Annotated in this window: 25 protein-coding genes and 1 tRNA gene; 14 read left to right on the top strand and 12 right to left on the bottom strand. The window is 63.8% G+C overall.

All coding sequences use genetic code 11. The annotated features are described in order from the left end of the window. Position 1: 1 nt before the first annotated feature. From AC1DUN_RS09865 to AC1DUN_RS09855, 3 genes are all read right to left on the bottom strand, one after another. Complete coding sequence (locus tag AC1DUN_RS09865) at positions 2-922, bottom strand: D-amino acid aminotransferase (protein WP_477713802.1); 921 nt, start codon at positions 920-922, stop codon at positions 2-4. 76 nt (positions 923-998) lie between these two features. Continuing rightward, positions 999-1,529, bottom strand: coding sequence for a DUF2062 domain-containing protein (locus AC1DUN_RS09860; RefSeq protein ID WP_477713801.1), 531 nt, complete (start codon positions 1,527-1,529; stop codon positions 999-1,001). Beyond that, a complete protein-coding gene (locus AC1DUN_RS09855) occupies positions 1,526-1,972 on the bottom strand; it encodes a DUF4149 domain-containing protein (RefSeq protein ID WP_413328636.1) in 447 nt (148 codons plus the stop codon). The genes AC1DUN_RS09860 and AC1DUN_RS09855 overlap by 4 nt, the downstream gene beginning before the upstream one ends. Before the next feature lie 196 nt (positions 1,973-2,168). Between AC1DUN_RS09855 and AC1DUN_RS09850 the strand changes: the two genes are divergently transcribed. The 9 genes from AC1DUN_RS09850 (at position 2,169) to AC1DUN_RS09810 (ending at position 9,511) form a co-directional block, all read left to right on the top strand. Beyond that, positions 2,169-2,669: an ATP synthase subunit I gene (locus tag AC1DUN_RS09850; protein ID WP_413328635.1), complete on the top strand. Its 501-nt coding sequence runs from the start codon at positions 2,169-2,171 to the stop codon at positions 2,667-2,669. 12 nt (positions 2,670-2,681) lie between these two features. Beyond that, on the top strand, positions 2,682-3,554 hold the full coding sequence (gene atpB, locus AC1DUN_RS09845; protein WP_477663880.1) for a F0F1 ATP synthase subunit A: 873 nt from the start codon (positions 2,682-2,684) through the stop codon (positions 3,552-3,554). 60 nt (positions 3,555-3,614) lie between these two features. Continuing rightward, a complete protein-coding gene (atpE, locus tag AC1DUN_RS09840) occupies positions 3,615-3,878 on the top strand; it encodes a F0F1 ATP synthase subunit C (RefSeq protein ID WP_007868969.1) in 264 nt (87 codons plus the stop codon). Positions 3,879-3,952: 74 nt separating this feature from the next. Further along, positions 3,953-4,423 (top strand): F0F1 ATP synthase subunit B, encoded by a 471-nt coding sequence (locus AC1DUN_RS09835; RefSeq protein WP_413328632.1) that lies wholly within the window; start codon positions 3,953-3,955, stop codon positions 4,421-4,423. A gap of 12 nt (positions 4,424-4,435) precedes the next feature. Continuing rightward, a complete protein-coding gene (locus AC1DUN_RS09830) occupies positions 4,436-4,966 on the top strand; it encodes a F0F1 ATP synthase subunit delta (RefSeq protein ID WP_007868963.1) in 531 nt (176 codons plus the stop codon). A 64-nt stretch (positions 4,967-5,030) separates the two neighbouring features. Further along, entirely contained in the window at positions 5,031-6,584 is a 1,554-nt protein-coding gene (gene atpA / locus AC1DUN_RS09825; RefSeq protein ID WP_477663878.1) for a F0F1 ATP synthase subunit alpha, read from the top strand. 64 nt (positions 6,585-6,648) lie between these two features. Then, positions 6,649-7,515, top strand: a complete 867-nt coding sequence (gene atpG, locus AC1DUN_RS09820; RefSeq protein ID WP_477655760.1) for a F0F1 ATP synthase subunit gamma — start codon at positions 6,649-6,651, stop codon at positions 7,513-7,515. A 49-nt stretch (positions 7,516-7,564) separates the two neighbouring features. After that, the gene (atpD, locus tag AC1DUN_RS09815; RefSeq protein ID WP_477663877.1) at positions 7,565-8,971 is read left to right on the top strand and encodes a F0F1 ATP synthase subunit beta; all 1,407 of its coding nucleotides are present in this window, start codon (positions 7,565-7,567) and stop codon (positions 8,969-8,971) included. Positions 8,972-9,094: 123 nt separating this feature from the next. Then, positions 9,095-9,511 (top strand): F0F1 ATP synthase subunit epsilon, encoded by a 417-nt coding sequence (locus tag AC1DUN_RS09810; protein ID WP_007868942.1) that lies wholly within the window; start codon positions 9,095-9,097, stop codon positions 9,509-9,511. A 371-nt stretch (positions 9,512-9,882) separates the two neighbouring features. On the opposite strand, the gene AC1DUN_RS09805 is transcribed toward AC1DUN_RS09810, so the two are convergent. The 3 genes from AC1DUN_RS09805 to AC1DUN_RS09795 are packed head-to-tail and all read right to left on the bottom strand — an operon-like array spanning position 9,883 to position 11,986. Beyond that, positions 9,883-10,425: a TPM domain-containing protein gene (locus AC1DUN_RS09805; protein ID WP_477713800.1), complete on the bottom strand. Its 543-nt coding sequence runs from the start codon at positions 10,423-10,425 to the stop codon at positions 9,883-9,885. A gap of 5 nt (positions 10,426-10,430) precedes the next feature. Then, the gene (locus AC1DUN_RS09800) at positions 10,431-11,351 is read right to left on the bottom strand and encodes a TPM domain-containing protein (protein WP_477713799.1); all 921 of its coding nucleotides are present in this window, start codon (positions 11,349-11,351) and stop codon (positions 10,431-10,433) included. Between the two features lie 32 nt (positions 11,352-11,383). Further along, on the bottom strand, positions 11,384-11,986 hold the full coding sequence (locus AC1DUN_RS09795; RefSeq protein ID WP_477713798.1) for a LemA family protein: 603 nt from the start codon (positions 11,984-11,986) through the stop codon (positions 11,384-11,386). A gap of 44 nt (positions 11,987-12,030) precedes the next feature. Between AC1DUN_RS09795 and AC1DUN_RS09790 the strand changes: the two genes are divergently transcribed. Genes AC1DUN_RS09790 through AC1DUN_RS09775 form a run of 4 tightly spaced genes read left to right on the top strand, consistent with a single transcriptional unit; the run spans position 12,031 to position 14,962 of the window. Continuing rightward, the gene (locus AC1DUN_RS09790) at positions 12,031-12,888 is read left to right on the top strand and encodes a hypothetical protein (RefSeq protein WP_477713797.1); all 858 of its coding nucleotides are present in this window, start codon (positions 12,031-12,033) and stop codon (positions 12,886-12,888) included. A 38-nt stretch (positions 12,889-12,926) separates the two neighbouring features. Further along, positions 12,927-13,373, top strand: a complete 447-nt coding sequence (locus AC1DUN_RS09785; RefSeq protein WP_074578731.1) for a YybH family protein — start codon at positions 12,927-12,929, stop codon at positions 13,371-13,373. A gap of 23 nt (positions 13,374-13,396) precedes the next feature. Continuing rightward, positions 13,397-14,371, top strand: coding sequence for a YheT family hydrolase (locus AC1DUN_RS09780; RefSeq protein ID WP_477713796.1), 975 nt, complete (start codon positions 13,397-13,399; stop codon positions 14,369-14,371). A 21-nt stretch (positions 14,372-14,392) separates the two neighbouring features. Further along, positions 14,393-14,962 carry a DUF2946 family protein gene (locus AC1DUN_RS09775; RefSeq protein ID WP_477713795.1) on the top strand — a complete coding sequence of 190 codons (570 nt, stop codon included), beginning with the start codon at positions 14,393-14,395 and terminating at the stop codon, positions 14,960-14,962. Between the two features lie 53 nt (positions 14,963-15,015). Here the strand turns inward: AC1DUN_RS09775 and AC1DUN_RS09770 are convergent, their stop codons facing one another. After that, positions 15,016-15,570: a c-type cytochrome gene (locus tag AC1DUN_RS09770; RefSeq protein ID WP_477663702.1), complete on the bottom strand. Its 555-nt coding sequence runs from the start codon at positions 15,568-15,570 to the stop codon at positions 15,016-15,018. 233 nt (positions 15,571-15,803) lie between these two features. On the opposite strand from AC1DUN_RS09770, the gene AC1DUN_RS09765 reads away from it, so the two are divergent. Further along, positions 15,804-15,879: transfer RNA gene (locus AC1DUN_RS09765), tRNA-Arg, on the top strand. Positions 15,880-15,955: 76 nt separating this feature from the next. On the opposite strand, the gene AC1DUN_RS09760 is transcribed toward AC1DUN_RS09765, so the two are convergent. The 5 genes from AC1DUN_RS09760 to AC1DUN_RS09740 all read right to left on the bottom strand — a co-directional run bounded on the left by AC1DUN_RS09760 (position 15,956) and on the right by AC1DUN_RS09740 (position 22,906). Continuing rightward, positions 15,956-16,963 (bottom strand): FecR domain-containing protein, encoded by a 1,008-nt coding sequence (locus tag AC1DUN_RS09760; RefSeq protein WP_477713794.1) that lies wholly within the window; start codon positions 16,961-16,963, stop codon positions 15,956-15,958. A 328-nt stretch (positions 16,964-17,291) separates the two neighbouring features. Next, positions 17,292-17,711, bottom strand: a complete 420-nt coding sequence (locus AC1DUN_RS09755) for an LIC_13387 family protein (protein WP_477713793.1) — start codon at positions 17,709-17,711, stop codon at positions 17,292-17,294. 319 nt (positions 17,712-18,030) lie between these two features. Continuing rightward, positions 18,031-21,105 carry an efflux RND transporter permease subunit gene (locus tag AC1DUN_RS09750; RefSeq protein WP_477713792.1) on the bottom strand — a complete coding sequence of 1,025 codons (3,075 nt, stop codon included), beginning with the start codon at positions 21,103-21,105 and terminating at the stop codon, positions 18,031-18,033. After that, the gene (locus AC1DUN_RS09745; protein ID WP_477713791.1) at positions 21,102-22,211 is read right to left on the bottom strand and encodes an efflux RND transporter periplasmic adaptor subunit; all 1,110 of its coding nucleotides are present in this window, start codon (positions 22,209-22,211) and stop codon (positions 21,102-21,104) included. The genes AC1DUN_RS09750 and AC1DUN_RS09745 overlap by 4 nt, the downstream gene beginning before the upstream one ends. 77 nt (positions 22,212-22,288) lie before the next feature. After that, the gene (locus tag AC1DUN_RS09740; RefSeq protein ID WP_477713790.1) at positions 22,289-22,906 is read right to left on the bottom strand and encodes a TetR/AcrR family transcriptional regulator; all 618 of its coding nucleotides are present in this window, start codon (positions 22,904-22,906) and stop codon (positions 22,289-22,291) included. Between the last annotated feature and the right edge of the window lie 35 nt (positions 22,907-22,941).

Genomic DNA, 22,941 nt, shown 5'->3' with positions numbered 1-22,941 from the left:
TTCAGGCCTGTTTGGCGCGCTGGTATTGGGCGTACAGCTTGGCATAGATGGGGCCGGGCTTGCCCTTTTCCAGCCCGTGGCCCACGGGCTGGCCGTCCAGCTGGGTGACCGGCAGCACTTCCTTGGTGGCCGAGGACAGCAAAACCTCATCGGCCGCCAGCACCTCGGCGCGCGTGATGCGGCGCAGCTCAAAGGGGATGCCGGCGGCGCGGCAGATTTCCTCGATCAGGCCGAAGCGTATGCCTTCGAGCACCAGGTTGTCCTTGGGCGGGCCCAGCACCTTGCCGTCCTTGACGATCCAGACGTTGCTCGACGCGGCTTCGCTGAGGTACTCGCCGCGAAACATCACGGTTTCCACCGCGCCGGCATCGACGCTGATCTGGCGCGCGAACACCGCGCCCAGCAGGCTGGTGCTTTTGATATGGGCTTTTTCCCAGCGGAAGTCGTCGGCCGTCACACAGGCCACGCCGGCCTCGCGCTGCTGCGCAGCGGGCAGCTTCATGGTATTGGCCACCACGAACACGGTGGGCGTGAGGCCGGGCAGCATGGGGTGGTCGCGCATGGCGACGCCGCGGCTGAGCTGGATGTAGACCAGCTGGTTGCCGCTGTCGGCCGGCGCCCCGGAGGATTGCGCATGGGCCGCGATCAGCTTCAGGGCCACGGCCTGCCACTCGGCGCGCGTCATCGGGTTCGGGATGCGCAGCTCGGCCAGGCTGCGTTCCAGGCGCGCCATGTGCTGCTCAAAACGGAACAGCCGGCCGCCATAGGCCGGCACCACTTCGTACACACCGTCACCGAAGATGAAGCCGCGGTCCATCACGCTGATCTTGGCGTCCTTGAGGGGGGTGTATTCGCCGTTGAGGTAGCAGGGCGTGTCGGGAAGGCTGGCAAGGCTGGCAAGGCTGGTAGGGGGCGTGGTCATGGTGGCTTGAAACGAAGAAAGAGGAGAAGAAGAAAGAAAAAGAAGCGTAAATACCCGATTGTCCAGGGTCCGGCGTTCAGCGGCGGCGGCGCTTGAACCAGATGCGCAAACGCCAGGCCAGCTTGACCAGCAGGTAGCCGGCGGCGGAGCCCAGCACCGCGAACAAACCCATGCCCAGTATGGCAGGCCCGCCAAACGATGCCAGCCAGCTGATCACACCCGCGCCTTCGGACATGGGCACCGGCGGCGGCGCGTCCAGCAGCAGGCTGCCGGCCTGGTAGGCCAGCCAGAGCCAGAAGCCCACGGTGAAGGGGTTGGTGATGAAAGTGATGCCGACGGCGACCGGAATATTGGCGCGCCACCAGACGCTGTGGGCGGCGGCCGCGACGATTTGCGCGAAGGGCAGGGCAAAGGCCCAGAAGATGCCTATGGCCGCGCCGCGCGCCACGGCTTCGTGTTGCAGCCGCCACAGCTGCGGGTCCAGCAGGCGATGCGCCACGGGCCTGAGCCAGGGATGGGCGGCCAGGGCTTCGCGGGTCGGCACCGAGGCCTTCAGGCGCTCCAGCCAGCCGGTTTTTTGGAGGGGTTCGGGCCGCGCCTTCTTCACGCGAGAAAAATGACGGCGGCAATGGCCAGCGCGCCCAGTGCGAGGTTGGCCATGGCCAGGGTGGCGATCTGCCCGACGCGGCGCCCGCCTTCGGGCCAGTCGGACGCGGCCACGGCCTGCTTGAGGCGGCGGAAGGGGCCGAAATACAGGTGGCCGAACAGCGCGAACATCAACAGGCCCAGGCCGAACATCATGTGCCAGCCGGTGGGGGCGCTTTTCATGCCGACGGCCAGCAGCATGGCCAGGCCCGTCAGCAGCAGGACCGCGATGCCGGCCCACACCCCGACGAAGAAACGCCGCAGGACCTGCACGATCAGGGGCAGGCGCTGCGGCGGCGCGAGCTGCTCGGCCGCGGCGGGGCGCAGGGCGAACAGCATGAAGGAAATCCCGCCCAGCCAGGCGATGGCGGCGGCGAGGTGCAGGAATTTCATCAGGGCGTGCATGGGGGATCTTTCGGTGGGGCGTTGTGGGCCAGCCCATTGTGAACCACCGCCTGCCGCCGGCCCCGGCGCACGCGTAAGAGGCCCCTAATTCACCCGCAAGCGGGGTTTTTTATGGGGGTGCAGGGGTTTCTACGTATAATCAAGGGCTTTGCTAATAGCGGCCCCTGTAACTTTCCCGTAATTTGTAGGTTTCAGAATGACAAATTCGGCGAATTCGGCGACGGACCCGGTCCCCCGGGCAGTTACATATGAGCTTGAGGCGGACGACGCGGGTTTCAAGACCCTGACGCGGGAAGAAGCCCAAAAGCTTCGTGAAACGAGTCCGTCGATCTCCCCCTGGTCGGTATTGGCGGGGCAACTGGTGGTCGGGGTTCTGGTGGCATGTGCCGCCTGGGCGCTGACAGGCCAGCGGTCCGCCGGCTGGTCGGCGCTCTACGGGGCGCTGGCGGTGGTGATTCCGGCCGCGCTGTTTGCGCGCGGCCTGACCGGCAAAGTGTGGTCCATGAACCCAGGCACTGCGGTGGCTGGTTTCTTTTTGTGGGAAATGGTCAAGATCGCCTTGACGGTGGCAATGCTGTTTGCCGCGCCAAGGCTGGTTTCGATGCTGAGTTGGCCGGCCATGCTGGTCGGCCTGGTGGTGACAATGAAAACGTCCTGGCTCGCGCTGTTGTTCGCGGTCAGGAAAAATAAACTTTGAGGCGAGCAATAAATGGCTGCTGAGAATGCTGCTGGACATGGCGGTCCAACCGCCGGTGAATACATCGTTCACCACCTGACGCACTGGCGCAACAAGGAACTTGTTGGCCCGTTCGATCTGAGCGTCATCAACCTGGATTCCACCGTTTTCACCATCTTGCTGGGCGTGCTCGGTTGCTTCCTGCTCTGGAAAGCGGCCCGCAAAGCCACCTCCGGCGTTCCCGGCCGCTTCCAGGCCGCGGTTGAAATCCTCGTCGAAATGGTCGACGCGCAGGCCAAGGGCATCGTGCACAACGCCGAAAGCCGCAAGCTGGTTGCGCCACTGGCCCTGACCGTGTTTGTCTGGATTTTCCTGCTGAACGCCATGGACTTGCTGCCGGTCGACCTGCTGCCCGTCATCTGGGCCTGGATTTACGGCGCCGCCGGCCATGACGCGCACCACGCTTACATGCGCTCGGTGCCCACCGCCGACCTCTCCATCACCATGGGCCTGTCCATGGGCGTGCTGATCACTTGCCTGGTCTACAACGTCAAGATCAAGGGCCTGGGCGGCTGGATCCACGAACTGTTCACCGCGCCTTTCGGCAACCACTGGGCGCTGTACCCCTTCAACTTCCTGATGCAGGTCATCGAGTTCGTCGCCAAGACGGTCTCGCACGGCATGCGACTGTTCGGCAACATGTATGCCGGCGAACTGATTTTCCTGCTGATCGCCCTGATGGGCGGCGCCTGGTCGCTGTCGGCGACCGGCATCGGCCTGGCCATAGGCCACATCATCGCGGGCTCGGCCTGGGCCATCTTCCACATCCTGATCATCACGCTGCAAGCCTTCGTGTTCATGATGCTGACGCTGGTGTACATCGGCCAGGCGCACGATCACCATTAATCAGTTGTCCCGTTTCCCGTTTTTCTTTTTCTCTCGTAACCAAAGTCCTAAGGAGTCATCATGGAAGTTATTAGTTTTGTCGCTCTGGCCGCTGGCCTCATCATTGGCCTCGGTGCTGTCGGCGCCTGTATCGGCATCGGCATCATGGGCAGCAAATACCTCGAAGCAGCTGCACGCCAGCCCGAGCTGATGGGCGAACTGCAGACCAAGATGTTTCTGCTGGCCGGTCTGATCGACGCTGCTTTCATTATCGGCACGGGTATCGCGCTGTGGTTCGCCACCGCCAACCCCTTCCTGGCGCAAATCGCCAACCTGCCCAAGTAAGCATTGACCCAAGTCCCAAGAATGTCATTCCTTCGGGCCGGCTTGCAGCTGGGCCCCAAGGGAAAGGATGAGCAGTGAGCATTACCGGTACCCTTATTGTCCAGCTGATCGTGTTCCTGATTTTGGTCGGGTTCACGATGAAGTTTGTGTGGCCACCCATCGCGGCGGCCCTGGACGCGCGTGCGCAAAAAATCGCTGACGGCCTTGCTGCTGCCGACAAAGCCAAATCCGAACTCTCCGTCGCCAACAAGCGCGTGGAAGAGGAACTGGCCAAGTCGCGCAACGAAGCGGCCGTGCGCCTGGCCGAAGCCGAGCGCCGGGGCCAGGCCCTGATCGAAGAAGCCAAGGCCAAGGCCACCGAGGAAGGCAGCAAGATCATTGCCGCCGCCAAGGCCGAAGCCGAGCAGCAGGCCGTGAAGGCCCGCGAAGCCCTGCGCGAGCAGGTGGCTGCGCTGGCCGTCAAGGGCGCCGAGCAGATTCTGCGCAAGGAAGTCAATGCCGGTGTGCATGCTGACTTGCTGGGCCGCCTGAAGACCGAACTCTAAGCGAGCATCAACATGGCCGAACTAGCCACCATTGCCCGTCCCTACGCCGAAGCGCTGTTCAAGGCCTCCGGCTCCGACCTGGGCGGCACCGCCGCCTGGCTCGACGAGCTGGCCGCCATCGCTGCGAATGCGCAGCTGCAGCAGTACGCCGGCAACCCCGGCGTCACTTCGGCGCAGGCGTTCGACGTGATTTCGGGCGTTGCCAAGACCAAGCTGCCGGATGCCGCGAAAAACTTCCTGCGCACGGTGATCGAGAACGGCCGCCTCAGCGTCCTGCCGGAAATCGCCGCGCAGTTCCGTGTCCTGAAAAACGCGCAGAGCGGTTCTTCCGACGCGACCGTCTACAGCGCTTTCGCGCTCGACGGCGCGGCGCTGGCCGACCTGTCGGCAACGCTGGAAAAACGCTTTGGCAAGAAGCTCAACCTCCAGGTTGAGCTGGAGCCGGCCCTGATAGGCGGCGTGCGAGTCGTGGTGGGTGACGAGGTGCTGGACACCTCGGTCAAAGCCCGTTTAGAGCAAATGAAAGTGGCGCTGATCTCCTGAGCCCGGTGCTCAGGCGCCACCCGCAGGTTTTTAGCCAACAACATACTGAAAGAAGGAAAGAGTCATGCAACTCAATCCCGCAGAAATTTCTGAACTGATCAAGAGCCGTATCGAAGGCCTGACCGGCAGCAGCGACATCCGCAACCAGGGCACCGTGGTGTCCGTCACCGACGGTATCGTCCGCATCCACGGCCTGTCCGACGTGATGCAGGGCGAAATGCTGGAATTCCCCGCAACCGCCGACGGCACCCCCACCTACGGCCTGGCGCTGAACCTCGAGCGCGACTCGGTCGGCTCCGTGATCCTGGGTGAATACGAACACATCGCCGAAGGCGACACCGTCAAGTGCACGGGCCGCATCCTGGAAGTGCCCGTCGGCCCCGAGCTGCTCGGCCGCGTGGTGAACGCCCTGGGCCAGCCCATCGACGGCAAGGGCCCGATCAACGCCAAGATGACCGACGTGATCGAGAAGGTCGCGCCCGGCGTGATCGCCCGTAAATCCGTCGACCAGCCCCTGCAGACCGGCCTGAAGTCCATCGACTCCATGGTGCCCGTCGGCCGCGGCCAGCGCGAACTGATCATCGGCGACCGCCAGACCGGCAAGACCGCCGTGGCCATCGACGCCATCATCAACCAGAAGGGCAAGGGCGTTTCCTGCGTCTACGTCGCGATCGGCCAGAAGGCTTCCTCGATCAAGAACGTGGTGCGCGCGCTGGAACAAGCCGGCGCGATGGAATACACCATCGTCGTGGCCGCCGCGGCTTCCGAATCCGCCGCCATGCAATACGTCAGCGCCTACTCCGGCTGCACCATGGGCGAGTACTTCCGCGACCGCGGCGAAGACGCGCTGATCGTGTATGACGATCTGTCCAAGCAGGCCGTGGCCTACCGCCAGGTTTCGCTGCTGCTGCGCCGCCCGCCAGGCCGCGAAGCTTACCCCGGCGACGTGTTCTACCTGCACAGCCGCCTGCTCGAGCGCGCAGCCCGCGTGAACGAGAAGTATGTTGAAGACTTCACCAAGGGTGCCGTCAAAGGCAAGACCGGTTCGCTGACCGCGCTGCCCATCATCGAAACGCAGGCCGGCGACGTGTCCGCGTTCGTTCCGACCAACGTGATCTCGATCACCGACGGCCAGATCTTCCTGGAAACCAGCCTGTTCAACGCCGGTATCCGTCCCGCGATCAACGCCGGTATCTCGGTGTCCCGCGTCGGCGGCGCCGCCCAGACCAAGCTGATCAAGAACCTGTCCGGCGGTATCCGTACCGACCTGGCCCAGTACCGTGAACTGGCTGCCTTCGCGCAGTTCGCTTCCGACCTGGACGAAGCCACCCGCAAGCAGCTGGACCGCGGTGCCCGCGTGACCGAACTGCTCAAGCAGGCCCAGTACTCGCCACTGTCCATCTCCAACATGGCCGCCACGCTGTTCGCCGTGAACAAGGGCTTCATGGACGACATCGAAGTCAAGAAGGTCCTGGCTTTCGAACACGGCCTGCACGCCTACCTGAAGGACAAGAACGCGGCCCTGATGGCCAAGCTCGAAGCCAACAAGGCCATGGACAAGGACGCTGAGGCTGAACTGAACACGGCCGTGACCGAGTTCAAGAAGTCGTTTGCCTGATCTCGCCTGACCTCATCGTCAAGCAGGTAATTAAGCAACCCTCAGGAACCCCTTAGGAATCCATATGGCAGCAGGCAAGGAAATACGCGGCAAGATCAAATCGGTGGAAAACACCAAGAAGATCACCAAGGCCATGGAGATGGTGGCCGCCTCCAAGATGCGCAAGGCGCAGGAGCGGATGCGCGCTGCCCGTCCTTACAGCGACAAGATCCGCAACATCACGGCCAACCTGAGTCAGGCCAACCCCGAGTACACCCACGCGTTCATGGAGTCCAACGACGCCAAGGCCACCGGGTTCATCGTGGTGACGACCGACAAGGGCTTGTGCGGCGGCATGAACACCAACGTGCTGCGCGCCGTGACGGCCAAGCTCAAGGAAGTGCAGGCCGCCGGCCATGATGCCAAGGCAGTCGCCATCGGCAACAAGGGCCTCGGTTTTCTGAACCGGGTCGGCGCCAAGGTGGTGTCGCACGCGACGCAGCTGGGCGACAAGCCGCACCTGGAAAAACTGATCGGCCCCGTCAAGGTGCTGCTCGACGCTTACAGCGAAGGCAAGATCAACGCGGTGTACCTGTGCTACACCAAGTTCATCAACACCATGCGCCAGGAACCGGTGGTCGAGCAGCTGCTGCCCTTGACGGCAGCGCACCTGCAGGCCGACAAGGACCAGCACGGCTGGGACTACATCTACGAGCCCGACGCGCAGACCGTGATCGACGACCTGCTGGTTCGCTACGTGGAAGCGCTGGTGTACCAGGCGGTCGCCGAGAACATGGCGTCCGAGCAGTCCGCCCGCATGGTGGCCATGAAGGCCGCCACCGACAACGCCGGCAGCGTGATCGGCGAACTCAAGCTGGTTTACAACAAAACGCGTCAAGCGGCGATCACGAAAGAACTTTCGGAAATCGTTGCCGGTGCTGCAGCGGTTTAAGCCGCCACACCCGATTTAAAGATTTAAAGAAACGGAAAAGGATTCAATCATGGCTCAGGCTCAAGGCAAGATTGTTCAGTGTATTGGTGCGGTGGTTGACGTGGAATTCGCGCGCGACCAGATGCCCAAGATTTACGACGCGCTCAAGATGGAAGGCTCCGCGCTGACGCTGGAAGTCCAGCAGCAGTTGGGCGACGGCATTGTGCGCACCATCGCGCTGGGCACCTCCGACGGCCTGCGCCGCGGCAACGTCGTGTACAACACCGGCGCCAACATCACGGTTCCCGTGGGCAAGGCCACGCTGGGTCGCATCATGGACGTGCTGGGCGCGCCCATCGACGAGCGTGGCCCGGTCGACCAGACCCTGACCGCCCCCATCCACCGCAAGGCACCCGCGTACGACGAACTGTCGCCCTCGCAGGAACTGCTGGAAACCGGCATCAAGGTGATCGACCTGGTCTGCCCCTTCGCCAAGGGCGGCAAGGTGGGCCTGTTCGGCGGCGCCGGCGTCGGCAAGACCGTGAACATGATGGAACTGATCAACAACATCGCCAAGGCGCACTCGGGCCTGTCCGTGTTCGCCGGTGTGGGTGAGCGTACCCGCGAAGGCAATGACTTCTACCACGAGATGGCCGACTCCGGCGTCGTGAACCTCGAGAACCTCGGCGAATCCAAAGTGGCCATGGTCTACGGCCAGATGAACGAGCCCCCAGGAAACCGCCTGCGCGTTGCGTTGACCGGTCTGACGATCGCCGAATCCTTCCGTGACGAAGGCCGCGACGTGCTGTTCTTCGTGGACAACATTTACCGCTACACGCTGGCCGGTACCGAAGTGTCCGCGCTGCTGGGCCGTATGCCTTCCGCCGTGGGTTACCAGCCCACGCTGGCCGAGGAAATGGGCCGCCTGCAAGAGCGTATTACCTCCACCAAGGTCGGCTCCATCACCTCCATCCAGGCCGTTTACGTCCCTGCCGATGACTTGACCGACCCGTCGCCCGCCACCACCTTCGCCCACCTGGACTCCACCGTGGTGCTCTCGCGCGACATCGCTTCGCTGGGTATCTACCCCGCGGTCGATCCGCTGGACTCCACCAGCCGCCAGCTGGACCCGAACGTCGTCGGCGAAGACCACTACAACACGGCCCGCGCCGTGCAGGGCACGCTGCAGCGCTACAAGGAACTGCGCGACATCATCGCGATTCTGGGCATGGACGAACTGGCCCCTGAAGACAAGCTGGCCGTGGCCCGCGCCCGCAAGATCCAGCGTTTCCTGTCGCAGCCTTTCCACGTTGCTGAAGTGTTCACCGGCTCGCCCGGCAAGTACGTCAGCCTGGCTGAAACGATTCGCGGCTTCAAGATGATTGTGTCCGGCGAGTGCGATCACCTGCCGGAACAGGCTTTCTACATGGTCGGCACGATCGACGAAGCCTTCGAAAAAGCGAAAAAAGTCGCCTAAAGCGGCGTAACCGGCCACCTGGCGTTGTTGGCGTGCTCAATGTGCACTTGCACATTTCCGCGCGCCGCCTAGCCAGACAGCCGCTTACTTGCTTTAGCCCGACTTTTTCAAGGAGTAAAAGAGATGAGCACCATTCACGTCGACGTCGTATCCGCAGAAGAGTCCATCTTCTCGGGCGAAGCCAAGTTCGTGGCATTGCCCGGCGAGGCTGGCGAGCTGGGCATTTACCCGCGCCACACGCCGCTGATCACCCGCATCAAGCCGGGTGCCGTGCGCATTGAAAAAGCCGATGGCACGGAAGAGTTCGTCTTCGTGGCCGGCGGCCTGCTCGAAGTGCAGCCCAACTGCGTGACGGTGTTGAGCGACACCGCCATTCGCGGCAAGGACCTGGACGAGACCAAGGCCAGCGAAGCCAAGGCCGCCGCCGAGGAAGCGCTGAAGAACGCCAAGAGCGACATCGACATCGCCATGGCCCAGTCTGAACTCGCCGTCATGGCTGCACAGATCGCCGCCTTGCGCAAATACCGCCAGAAGAAATAAAACCAGCCTTCCGGCTTTATCGCCGGATCGCAGCAAGCCCCTGCCGAAAGCCAGGGGCTTTTTTCATGGGCGGCGCATGAGCACTAATCCTTTCGCACTCATGCTGTTGCGCCGGCGCCTCAGCTTAACAACTGGAAACCCTAAATGACAGCCAGCGAGGGCGCCGCTGCCGTATCGTGGATCCAGGGATTCACGCTAACCGACGAGGTGGACTATGAACAGCGCACTGGACAGTCTGACGTGGGACGAAGAGCTTTCGCCGCACCCCAGGGGACGACGTTCGCTCAGGACATGGATACGCCGCATCCTGGTTGTGCTGACGGGGTTGTTCGTCCTGGGCGTCCTGCTTTCATCCTGATTCTTTGGCTCTCTTATTGGAGCAGCGGCGCATCGGGCAGTTCATTCGCCCTGGCCTGCGCGCCTTCTTCTGAGCCATGCACCGCGAAGTGCTGCATCAGCACCGCGGACGTTTCCTCCAGCGCCTGCGTCAGCCCATCCTCATAACGCTGCTCGCGAAACGCGGCCGCCATGCGCGCCACCATGGCCTGCCATTGATGGGAGTCGACATGCCGCGCCACACCGCGGTCGGCGACGATCTCGATCGCACGTTCGGCCAGCAGCACGTAAATCAGCACGCCGTTGTTGTGCTCCGTGTCCCAGACACGCAGTTTGCCGAACATCGTGACCGCGCGCTGGCGCGTGAGCGCGGCGATGGACGTGTGCCGGCCCAGCCGCCACAGATAGCTCAGGGGCAGCGAAGCCTCCACGCAGATACGGATCTCGCCGCTGTGGCGCCGCTCGCTGGCCGCCACGCGCCGCGCGAGCCGCTGCAGCATGTCGGGCGCAATCGCGCGCCGGGTATCGGAGGCGTCCAGCCACAGGTGTTTGAGCAGGGTCTTGAACTTGTTGAGCATGATGCCTACCAGTCTCCCGAGGCGCCGCCGCCGCCGAAGTCGCCACCGCCGCCACTGCTGAAGCCCCCGCCATCGCTGCTGCTGCCGCCGCTGCTCCAGCCGCCACCACCGCTGCCTATGCCGCCGGAGGTCCAGCCGCCCGAAGAGCGGCGGCCTCCGCCCAGCGCGCCCAGGCTGGCGACCAGCGCGAACACCGTGCCCACCAGGACGGCGAGGCCGGCCACGATCAGGCTGCTGGTGAAAATCCAGGCCAGCACGCCGACCACGCCGCCGGTGGCCAGCGAGCCGAATTTGCGCCCCAGCACCATGGCCGCTATGCGCCCGGCAATCGGCACCGCAAAAAACAGGAAGACGGCCAGGTCAGTCCACTCAAAACCGTCGTTGTTGCCCCTGCTGCCGCTGTGTTCCGGCGCGGGCAGGTTTTCGCCGCTGATCAGCGCAATGAGCTGGTCGGCCGCGGCATCGAGCCCGCCGGCGTAGTCGCCCTGCTTGAAGCGCGGCGTGATGGCCGTGTCTATGACCTGGCGTGCCGCCAGGTCGGGGATGGCGCCTTCCAGCGCCTTGGTGGTTTCTATGCGCACCTTGCGGTCGTTCTTGGCCACCACCAGCAGAAGGCCGTCGCCTACGTCCTTGCGGCCTATCTTCCAGCTGTCGCCCACGCGCTGCGCATAGGCGGCAATGTCTTCCGGCTGGGTTGTGGGAACCAGCAGCATCACCACCTGGGCGCCGCGGCTTTTTTCGAAGGCCGTGAGCTTGGCTTCGAGCGCTTCGCGCTGCGCGGCATTCAGCGTGCCGGTGCCGTCCATGACGTGGGCCGTCAGCGCCGGCACCGGTTGCACGCCACCCTGAGCCCAGGCCGCCAGCGGCAGCCAGGCGGCCAGCAGCAGGCCCCCCAGCAGCCGGGTGCCGCCGCGAGCAAAAAGCATGGAGCGCCGCACGCTCAGGCCCGCCGTGCTCTTTATTTCTTGTTGAAGTCCACCACCGGCGGCGTGGAAATCTGGGCCTCGTTCTGCACCGAGAAGTTGGGCTTGACCTGGTAGCTGAAGACCATGGCCGTCAGGTTGCTCGGGAAGCTGCGCGCGAGCACGTTGTACTCCTGCACGGTCTGGATGTAGCGGTTGCGCGCCACGGTGATGCGGTTTTCCGTGCCTTCGAGCTGCACGCGCAGGTCGCGAAAGCCCTGGTTGGCCTTCAGATCGGGGTAGCGTTCGCTGACCACCATGAGTCGGCTCAGCGCGCTGCCGAGCTCGCCCTGCGCGGCCTGGAATTTCTTGAAGGCGGCCGGGTCGTTGAGGGTTTCGGGCGTCACCTGGATGGAGGTGGCCTTGGCGCGCGCTTCCACCACCTTGGTCAGCGTATCCTGCTCGAAGGCCGCTTCACCCTTGACCGTGGCCACGATATTGGGCACCAGGTCGGCGCGGCGCTGGTACTGGTTCAGCACTTCGGACCAGGCCGACTTGGTCTGCTCATCCAGGCGCTGGAAATCGTTGTAGCCGCAACCCGAGAGCAGCAGGCTCAGCAGGGCCGCGAGGGTGAATGTCAAAAAGCGGGATATCGTCATGGCAATGCCTCCGAAAATGCAAGCCGCAACACTAACATAGTCGAATGTCCCCGCTGCCCACATCCCCCGCTTCCGGCGGCCCGCTGCAAGCCTTGCAGTCCGCCCTGCGCCCGCCGCCGCCGGCGCAGGCCAAGCCGCGCCTGCTGGTGGCTGGTGCCACCGGCGTGCTGGGCAACGAGGTGCTGCGCCGCCTGGTCGGCAGCGGCCGCTATGCGCACACCGAGGTGCTGGCCACCGAGGCCATGGCGACCGGGCTCTCTGGCGTCGGCATCGCATTGGCGGGCACGCCTTCGCCGATAGCGCAATGGGCCTTGAGGCCGCTGCCGGCGCACACCGGGCTGGTCATGTTCGAGCCACCGCGCATGTATTACGGACGTGAGCGCACGCTCTGGACGCCCGCGCCTTCGGAGCTGCCCGCGCTGGCGCAGTGGCTCAAGCGTTGCGGCGTGCAGACCCTGGTCGTGGTGGTGCCGCACGCCACCGGGCGCCTGCCCGATGCGCTCAAGCGCGGCCTGGCCAATCTTGATGAGCAGGCCGTCGCCGCCCTGGGCTTTGAACGCCTGCTGCTGGTGCGTTCGGCCCGCAAGGCGCAGGACGCCGCGGGAAGGAATGTGCTGGAGCGGGTCGCGGCCTGGATGCTGTCCACGCTCAAGTTCATGATTCCCCAAACCGAGCAGCCGGTGCGGCCCGCCAAGCTCGCGGAATTTGTCGATGCCGCCCTGCAGGTGCTGCCGCCCGGCACCCATGTGGCCGCGCCAGAGCTGCTGTGGCAGGCCAACCAGAGCGGCAGCGGCCGCGGCGCGGGCCGGGCGGGCGGCGGCATGCAGGGCGTGGTCCAGGCCTGGCTTGCTGCGGCGCGCAATCCCGCGCAGAATTCAGCACCAAACGCCAGGCCGGATTGAAGCCCATCCCCTTGCCCGAACTTCTTTTGATCGCCCCCATGCCCAAACCCAAAGTCCCGCCCGCCAGCACCGGCAACGCCGATGACATCGAGGCGGCGTTTTACGACGCGCTGCAAACCGGTGACATTGAAAAACTCATGGCCTGCTGGGGCGACGAGGACGACATCGTCTGCGTGCACCCCGGGGGTGCCCGCCTCGTGGGGCCGGCGGCCATACGCGCGACTTTCGATGCGATGTTCTCCAACGGCACCATACGCGCGCAGCCCATCAAGGTGCGCAAGGTGGAGGCCATGAGCGCCAGCGTGCACAGCGTGCTCGAGCGCATCGAGGTGCTGACCGAAGAAGGCCCGCGCCACGCCTACGTCATCGCCACCAACGTCTATCACAAGACCGCGCAGGGTTGGCGCATGGTGGCCCACCATGCCAGTCCCGGCACGCCGCGCGAAATGCAGGAAGTGTCGGAAACGCCCACCGTTCTCCATTGATCCGGCTGCGCATGGAACCCGCCATGAACTATGCCGCGCCCTGGTGGCTCCCGGGCGGCAACCTGCAAACCATCTGGGCCGCGCTGCAATCGCGCCGCTTCCTCGGCCCGCAGCCGGTGTTTCGCCGCGAGCGCTGGACCACGCCTGATGAGGATTTTGTCGATGTCGACTGGCTGGTGGCGGATGGTGCGGCCACGGTCCAAACGCCACTGCTTGTGGTGTTCCACGGCCTGGAGGGTTCCTCCGCCAGCCATTACGCCGAAGCGCTGGCCGATGCAGCGCGCCAGCGCGGCTGGGCCTGCGCGATTCCGCATTTCCGCGGCTGCTCGGGCGAGATCAACCTCGCGCCGCGCGCCTACCATTCGGGCGACTTCGCCGAGATCGACTGGATACTGCGGCGCTTCGCGGCCCAGCGCGGCGGGCCGGTGATGGCCGTCGGCATCTCGCTGGGCGGCAACGCGCTCATGCGATGGGCCGGCGAGATGGGCGCCGAGGCCCGGCAGGTGGTGGCCGGCATCGCCTCCGTGTGCTCGCCGCTGGACCTGGCCGCCAGCGGCTGGGCCATAGGCCGGGGCTTTAACCGCCTGGTCTACACCCGCATGTTCCTCAAGACCATGGTGCCCAAGGCCTTGCAAAAGCTGGAGCAGCACCCCGGGCTGTTTGACCGCGAGCGGCTGCTGGCCGCGCGCGACCTTTATGCCTTCGACGACGTTTTCACCGCGCCGCTGCACGGCTTCAAGAACGCCGATGACTACTGGTCGCGGGCCTCGGCCAAGCCGCATCTGCACCGCATTGCCGTGCCCGCGCTGGCCTTGAACGCGCTCAACGATCCCTTTGTGCCGGCGTCCAGCCTGCCGCAGGCCGGGGAGGTAGGCCCGCATGTCACGCTGTGGCAGCCGGCCCAAGGCGGCCACGTGGGCTTTCCCTCGGCGCCCTTTCCGGGCCATGTGCGCGCCATGCCCGATGCCGTCACCGCCTTTCTGGCGGCGCAGTTATAGCTCCGCGCGCAAAATAGGCTTATGGACGACATAGTTCGGCAGGCGATTGCCAAATGGCCCAATGTGCCCGACTGCTACGGCTGGCTCGGGCTGGATGCGCGCGGCAACTGGTATATGCGCGACGACAGGGCCCAGGCCGCCGGGCCTTTTAGCGGTGTCCCCGGTGCGGACCCCGCGCGCAACAAGGCCGCCAAGGGCTCGCTGCTCAAGCACGACAAGCTGATCGACTTCATCCAGCGCAACTATGAAAGCGATGCCGGCGGCCGCTGGTTCTTCCAGAACGGCCCGCAGCGCGTTTATGTGGAGCTCGAAGCCACGCCGCTGGTCTGGCGCGTGGGCCCGGCGCCGTCCTTCGCCGTCACCGCGCACACCGGCGCGGCCGCGCGCGCCCAGCGCTGCATTCTGGATGAGGCCGGGCGGCTGTATCTGGAGACCGACCTGGGCTTCGGCCTGGTCCACACCCTGGACATGACGCTTGCCGCCGATGCGGTGGAGCAGGGCCTGTGGGTGCCCGAGGACTACAAGGCCCGCGACCTGCCGGCGCGCTTTGCTTATGTGCGCAGCCCGCAGGCGCAGCAGCAGCAAAAGTAGCGGCCATGAAAAAAGCCGGTCGAAACCGGCTTTTTGGGAAACTGCGTGAGGGCTTACTTGGCCGCGCTGGCTGCCGCTTCGGGCGCGGACGCTGCCGCGGCAGGCGCCTTGGGTTCGGCAAACTTGCCGCCGGCGGCTGTCGTCATGTAGACCACGGCCTTGCCGATCTCGATGTCTTCAAAGTCGCCGCCGCCTTGCGCGCCCATGGCGCCCTTGCCCTTGAGGGCCGAATGCCAGAGCGTGTCGAAGCCGGTCTTGATGCGGGGGCCCCAGGCGCCCGCGTCGCCGAACTTCGGCGCGCCGGCGGCGCCCGTGCCGTGGCAGGTCACGCACTGGGCTTTGTAGACTTCTTCGCCGGATTTGAGCGGGCGGTTCGCATCACGGATTTCAACCGAACCGATTTTCTGGATGCGTTGTGCGACGGTTTTGGCGTCTTCGTTGGCGCCGGCGGCCGGCTTGTTGGCCGAGGCGACGTAATAAACCAGGCCGATGATGGCGAAAACGGGGACGACAAAAGAGAAAAAAACCGCTGCCAGCAGCTGCTGGGGCGTCTTGATCGGGCCAGTGTGGGCTTCTTCGTGGGCCGTGGTGTGGTCGTTTGCGCTCATGGCGTCCTCAAAAAACTAAAAATCGGGGGGCTATCGCGTATTGGTGGCGCGCCTGTACAGCGCTTGCTCAGCAACCTCGCATTATAGCTGGGGCTCTTGCCGGGCCCGGGGAGTGCCGCGGCCGGCTGGTAGAATCGGACACGCTGCGCGGCGTGAATCGCCCGCGCGGCGCAAATGCCCCGATTTCGCGCCTTCCCCGGCCGCGAATTCCGGCGCAAACCGTTTCCAGCGTTGCGGCTGTAGCTCAGTGGATAGAGTATTGGCCTCCGAAGCCAAGGGTCGTGGGTTCGATCCCCGCCAGCCGCACCACCATACCCCTGAAGCCCAGCATTCATGCGGGGACTTTCCTAAGGTCGCAAACTTGAACGCAGCGATGCTCGCATGATCATTTTTCGACTCGACGTTTTTCGCCGGCCTTCTTTCGTTGGCCCGCCCGTTCTTGAGCCCGGCTTTCCTGCTGCTGCCGAATTTTTTCTTGCCGCTGTTCCCGCAAGGCCTGCCGTGCTGCCTGTCTGTCTTTCGATACCTCAGCGGCCCGAGATTGGCCGGTGTTGTTTCCCGGCTGCTTGAGGTCCGCCCGCCCCCGGCGAAGAGCTTGCTGACGCTGCCGGAACTGCTCGAAACGCTCGTTGGAGCGCAGTTTTCCACGTTCGCGCAAACGTTCTTCCATGCGCTGGCGAATATTTTGGGCATGGCTGTTTATCGCGCTTTCCTGTCGTGTACGCAGGCGTTCAAAAATGCCAGGGACGACTGCATGGCGCAAAGGTCGCGCTCCTGAACTCGGCGAATAAGCGGCCGTGCCGGACGCAATGTTCACGACTCCGCTTTGGTTGCGCAAGGTGGTCGCGCCCTCGTTGACATGGTTATGGACCCCTGGCTCAAGACCCGCCGTATCTCCAGCTTGTACCAGTACCACTTCGTGATCGGTGCCCCTGACCCCAATCGTTGCAGTGTTGGCGGTGATTCGATAACGCGGTGCGTCGAGCTTGCCGATCCACCCGGTCACCGATCGCAATGCGCCTCTGATCAGGTCAATTGTCGCCGTGTCCGTGACATCACCGGTCACTACGTACTGGGCTATCCGAACTGTCGAGTTTGGCCGTATTGCGAGGTAACCACCATCGTCAAACGCGACGTGGGCCTCAGAGTCATTCCTGGTTTCAATGAGGTCGCCTTGGAGCAGCTTGGCACCTTTCACCATGCCTGTTGGTTGCTGCCCGGCCCTGCGCAAAGTGACCTCACCCACCACCAAATCAGCACTACCAATGCTTTGAGCAATGCCAGTTCCTCCCGAGCCCACTTGCGCGGACCCGTTGCGCCACCAGATCACCGTCGTCAACGATACGAGACTCGCCAGCACGCGCCGGCGAAGAAAAAGTGGGGACAGATTCATAGGTGTAGTTCTGGTTTGATCTCAAGCGTTCGGCGCGTGTGAGATTTATATTGGCGAGCTTCCCATTTTCAATGACAAATATATTGGAAATCCAGCGGCTACGTTAGCGGATAGCCCCTTATTTGCTGTGCAGCAAACAAGGGCTGCCATCGCCAATAGCGTTGGCAGAGTTTCAGGCGGCAGGGGGCGATTTACGGCGAGCCCACGCGCAGCCGTGGACGGGAACCTTTGGCGACAATTCGGCTACCGCTGCACGCTTATGCTTCCAAGCGACCGACAGCGGCCTCGGGTCAGACTTCAGCGGAATTCAACACCCTCGATGGAAGGGTTAGGCCCAGTGTGCGAGTACACCAGAGACATAGAGCGCCGTGGACAAGACGATGCCTCGAAACGGGGTGCTGAACCAGTAGCGCCAGCCAAGAAAGACGCAGCCGGCGAGTAAGGCAAGGCCGACAGCCAGCAGGAACCACGACGAAAACAGGACTGAAGGCTGCGCCAGAGCAAGATAGCCATAGACAAGGCCGAACAGCATTGCCCCGAAGCTATGACTCGCATTGAACCCGACCCAGGCTTCCCACATGGACATCTTGCCCGAGATGACCGGCGAGACTTCCTGCATTCGAGCCATTAGCGCGGGGTCGCGAGGATAAAACTTGTTTCCGCGGAAGGTGAATAGAAGATGAGCACAACCGAGGCTGAGGATCACAAACGCGCTCGCGGCGAGAAGCAGGGAAGCGATACTTGGCATGCGTTGCTCCTTCTGGGGCCTAACGTCATGCATGCCGCGAGGGCTGCGGTATAACATCGCCCCTGCCGTATAACCTGGCTGCTGAAAACCCAGCCAAGAGCTTGTGGTTAAAAGACCTATTGTCCATTTTGGGTTTCGCTCAGGTCGATAAACAGGGACCAAACCCCACAAATCAATTCTAGGCGGACGGTGTAGAAACCGCCTCTTCAATATGAACGAGCACAGGCCGTGCTGTCGATTCTGTTGCATAGGCACTACCTTGCTTGGTCCAAAAGCAGAGGGAATTCGGGGATTTAAGTGAATAGCGAAGAAGAGAAGATCAGCGCGGATCGGCGTCTGTTGTCGGGCGGATCTTGAACCAGATGGAATACATGGCCGGCAGGAACACCAGCGTCAGCACCGTCCCGGCGAAGGTGCCGCCGATCAGCGTGTAAGCGAGCGTCCCCCAGAACACCGAATGGGTCAGCGGGATGAAAGCCAGCATCGCCGCCAATGCGGTCAACACCACAGGCCGGGCACGCTGCACGGTGGCCTCGACAACCGCGCGAAACGGACCCAACCCCGCCTGCTCGTTGTGCCGGATCTGGCCGATCAGGATCAGCGTGTTGCGCATCAGGATGCCCGACAGCGCAATCAGCCCGACCAGCGCATTGATGCCGAACGGCTGCCGGAACAGGATCAAGGTCGGCACCACACCGATCAGCCCCAGCGGGCTGGTCAGGAAGACCATGACCATCGCCGAGATCGAGCGCGTCTGGAAGATGATGATGAGCAGTGTGATGGCCAGCATGATCGGGAACAGCGGCAACATGGCCGTCATCGCCTTGCCCGATTCTTCGATGGCGCCGGCCTGTTCGATGCGGTAGCCGCCCGGCAGCTTGTCCATGATGGGCTGAATCTGCCGGTCAATGGCTGCCGACACGTCCGGCGGCTGCAAACCGTCGGCGATGTCGCCCCGGACCGTGATCGTCGGCATGCGGTCACGCCGGCGCATGATCGGTTCCTCCGCGCGCACGTCGACCTTGCCCACCTGCGACAGCGGTATGCGTTGCCCGTTGGCGCCGGTCAATGTGAAGTCCGCGATCCTGGCCGGGTCGAGCCGGATGGTGCCGGCCGAGCGGGCCGTGACCTGCACGGTGCGAATGTCCTCACGCACGGCGGTCAATGGCACACCGCTCAGCAAGAACTGCAGTTGTTGCGCCACGGCGCTGGAGGTCAAGCCCACGGCCTGCAATCGGTCTTGCTGCAAGGTGAAGTGCAGCGCGGGTGTGCGCGTGCCCCAATCATTGTTGACGGTACGCATCATCGGGCTGGCATGCATGGCCTGCTGCACATCGGCCGCGATCTCGCGCAGCTTGTCCGGGTCCGGCCCGGTGATCCGGTAGGCGACCGGATACGGCGAGTAGGGACCAAACACGAGCTGGGTGACACGCACGCGCGCGCCGGGGGCAAGGCCGCCGGCAATCGCCTCGCGCAGCCGCGTTTTCAGCACCTCGCGCTCATCCTGGTTGTCGGTGCGCACCACGATCTTGGCAAACGAGGGGTCGGGCAGTTCCGGCCCCATCGCCAGGTAAAAGCGCGGCGCGCCCTGGCCGATGTAGGCCGTGACAATCTTCGCTTCCGGTTGCCTGGCCAGCCACGCCTCCACCGTTGCCGTGCTGGCACTGGTCTGGGTGATGGAGGTGCCGTAGGGCATCTGCACCTCAATCAGCACTTCGGGCCGGTCAGAGATCGGAAAGAACTGCTTTTTGACGACCGCCATGCCCAGGATGGCCACCACGAACAGGCCCACGACGGAAGCGGCGACCAGCCACTTGCGCGCAATCACGCGCCCCAGAAGCTGGCGGAAGCGGTTGTAGCGCGGCGTGTCATAGAGCGCGTCGTGGCCGCCTTCGACTTTTTTGAGCTCGGGCAATAGCTTGACGCCAAGGTAAGGTGTAAAGACCACGGCGACCACCCAGGATGCGATCAGTGCAATGCCGACGATCCAGAACATATTGCTGGTGTATTCGCCGGCAGTCGATCGGGCGAAGCCATTGGGCATGAAGCCGACAGCCGTGACCAGCGTGCCCGAGAGCATGGGCGCCGCGGTGTGGCTCCAGGCATAGGCGGAGGCGGCGACGCGGCTATAGCCTTCCTCCATCTTCACCACCATCATTTCGATTGCGATGATGGCGTCGTCGACCAGCAGGCCCAGCCCCAGGATCAGGGAGCCCAGGGTGATGCGGTCAAAGTTCTTGCCGGTAGCAAGCATCACCACAAAGACCGCCGCCAGCGTCAGCGGCACGGCCGCTGCGACCACGATGCCCACACGCCAGCCCATGCTGACAAAACACACCAGCATGACCACCAGCAGCGCGACGAGGAACTTGACCATGAACTCGTCGACCGCCGAGCTGATGTTGACGGCCTGGTCTGTGACCTTGGCCAGGCTCATTCCCTGCGGCATATCGGCGTTGATCGCACCGACCTCTTGATCGAGCGCCTTGCCCAGCTCGAGCCCATTCCAGCCGTCGCGCATGATGATGCCCAGCAGCAGGGCGGGTTCGCCGCCGTTGCGGATCATGAAAGTCGCCGGATCTTCGTAGCCGCGCTTGACTGTGGCGATGTCCGACAGTTTTAAAGTCCGGCCTTGCGCCACGACCGGCGTATCGCGGATTTTTTGCAGCTCGTCAAAAGCACCGTCCAGGCGAATGAACACCTGTGGCCCTTTGGTCTCCACGGAGCCGGCCGGCGTCAGGGCGTTCTGGCCATTGAGCGCGGCGAACACTTCCTGCGGGCTGATACCCAGTGTGGCCAGCCGTTCGTGCGAGAACTCGACATAAATCCGTTCGGACTGCTCGCCAATGATGTTGACCTTTTTGACGCCCGGCACATGCAGCAATCGCTGGCGCAGCGTCTCCGCATCGCGGGCCAGCAAGCGCTGAGGCTCGCCTTTGGCCTTGAGCGCGAACAGCGCAAAAGTGACGTCCGCATACTCGTCGTTGACCATGGGCCCGATCACGCCGGACGGGAGGTTGCCGGCTTCGTCCCCGACCTTCTTGCGGGCCTGGTAGAACTGCTCCTGCACTTCCGAGGGCGGGGTAGTGTCCAGCAGGGTCAGGGTCGTGAAAGCCAGGCCCGGCCGGGTGTAGGTCTCACTGCGGTCGTACCAACGCAGTTCCTGCAGCCGCTTTTCTATCTTCTCGGCGACCTGGTCCTGCATTTCCTGCGGGGTTGCCCCTGGCCAGGCCGTAATGATGGTCATCACCTTGACGGTAAAGGACGGGTCTTCTGCCCGGCCCAGCTTGAGGAACGCAATAAGCCCTGCCAAGGAGATCAGGCAGATCAGGAACAGGGTGACGGAGCGCTCGCGCACGGCGAGCGCCGACAGGTTGAAACGGCCCTCGCTCATGGCCGCACGCTTGCCGTGACGGGCGCTTGAGCCGCGACGCGGACCTGCTCGCCTTCGCGCAACAGATGCGTGCCCAGTGCGACGATGCGGTCACCCTGCTGGAGCTGGCCTGCAATGTAAGCACTGTCGTCGCCCAGGCGCTGGACCTTGACCGGCCGCCACGAAACCTTGGCCGGCTCGCCCTGGATCACCCAGACTCCCGGCCCTTTGCCCGCGTCGGACAGGGAAGCAATGGGCACCGAAAAGCCGGCTTGCGCGGTGGAATTGGCATCCGGGATTTGAACGGTCACCGTGCTGCCCAACGGCGCGTTGGACAGCTCGCCATCCAGCACATAGCGTGCCTCGAAAGTGCGCGTCAGCCGGTCCGCGGCGTTGGAGAGCTGCCTGAGCCTGGTCGGGACGGCTGCGCCTTCCTGGCCAAAGAGCGTGGCCAGCCCGGTCGAGCCGACTGCAGGGCGCAAGGTTTCCGGCAGTTGGATGACGGCTTCACGGCGGCCCGCATGGGCCAGGCGCACCACCACCTGTCCCGCGTTGACGACCTGGCCGGGTTCCACCAGGGTTTCCATGACGATGCCATCGCCATCCGCCACCAATTCCGCATAGCGGCTCGCGTTCCGGGCGACTTCGGCCTGGGCCTCGATGGCGCTGAGCTGGGCTCTGGCCGCATCTGCCGCAGCCTTGGCCTGGTCATAGGCCGAGGCTGAAATGGCGCCGGTTCCGCGCAGGTCCTGGTAGCGGGCCTCGTCCTGCGCCGTTTGCTGCGCCCGCGCCCGGGCGGCGGCCACCGCCTCCAGCTGCGCATGGGCGGCGAGCTTCAGGTCCACGGGATCAATGCGCATGAGCGCTTGCCCGCGCTTGACGGTTTGTCCCGCATCGACAAGGCGTTCCAGCACCTTGCCGGAGACCCGAAAGCCCAGGTCGCTTTGGACCCGGGCGGCTACGGTCCCGGTAAACGCGCGAGACGCGGCGACCGAGCCCTGAACGGTGGCCACACGCACCAGCGGCGCCTCGGTACGCGGATCAGATTGCGCCTTGTCGCCGCAAGCGGCCAACACAAAAGGCAATGCACAAATGACTGTGTATGTAGCGAAGTAAGGCCTGCGCATGAAAGTCCCATTGACGAAATGATTGGACTTTCATTATGAAACTAGTGACTAAATTAGTCAATAGTCACGGATTTTCGTCAAGGTGACAGGCTGCGCAGCACCAGGCTGGACAAATGCGCCGGCGCCTCCTTGTTGTAGTCAAAGCTGTGTTGCAGGAGCAGGGGATTGAGGTAGGGGCGCATGACCAGGTAGATGGCCAAGGCCGTCTCATCCAGGGGGGTCTTGCGCTCGAAATCGCCGGTTTGCCGGCCCTCCTGCAAGACGTCCTGGAGCAGTTTCTGGATGCGTTCCTCGTAGGCCTGAACCGCCTGCCAGCGCTCCGTGGCGGCCGAAGCGGCAATCTCGTAAAGCTTGCGGTCCTGGAAAAACAGGCGAAGGCTCGCTTCGGTCGCGGCTTTAAACATCCGCCGCAGCTTCTCCGGCGGCGTCTCGGCCCCGGCAATGGCCGCACTCACCTCGGCCTCGATCTCGCGCAGGCAGTTGGCGCAGATCGCCTCGCCGATGGCCTGCTTGGACTCAAAGAACTTGTAGATGTAAGCCTTGGAAAACCCGATGGCCTTGGCGAGATCGGAAACGGTCGTTTTCCCGTAGCCGTAGCGGCTGAAATGCTCGGTGGCCGCGGTCACGATCTGGTCGCGCACCTCGTGGTCGGCCGGGCCGCGGGCGGAAACCGGGTAAGTGGTCGCTTTGTTCATGGCCTGTAGCTTACCCGCATCCAAAGAAGTGGACC

Source organism: Polaromonas sp. P4_F6 (assembly GCF_056401275.1).
Note: the sequence above shows the minus strand (reverse complement) of the source record. Positions and strands in the feature narration are given on the sequence as shown.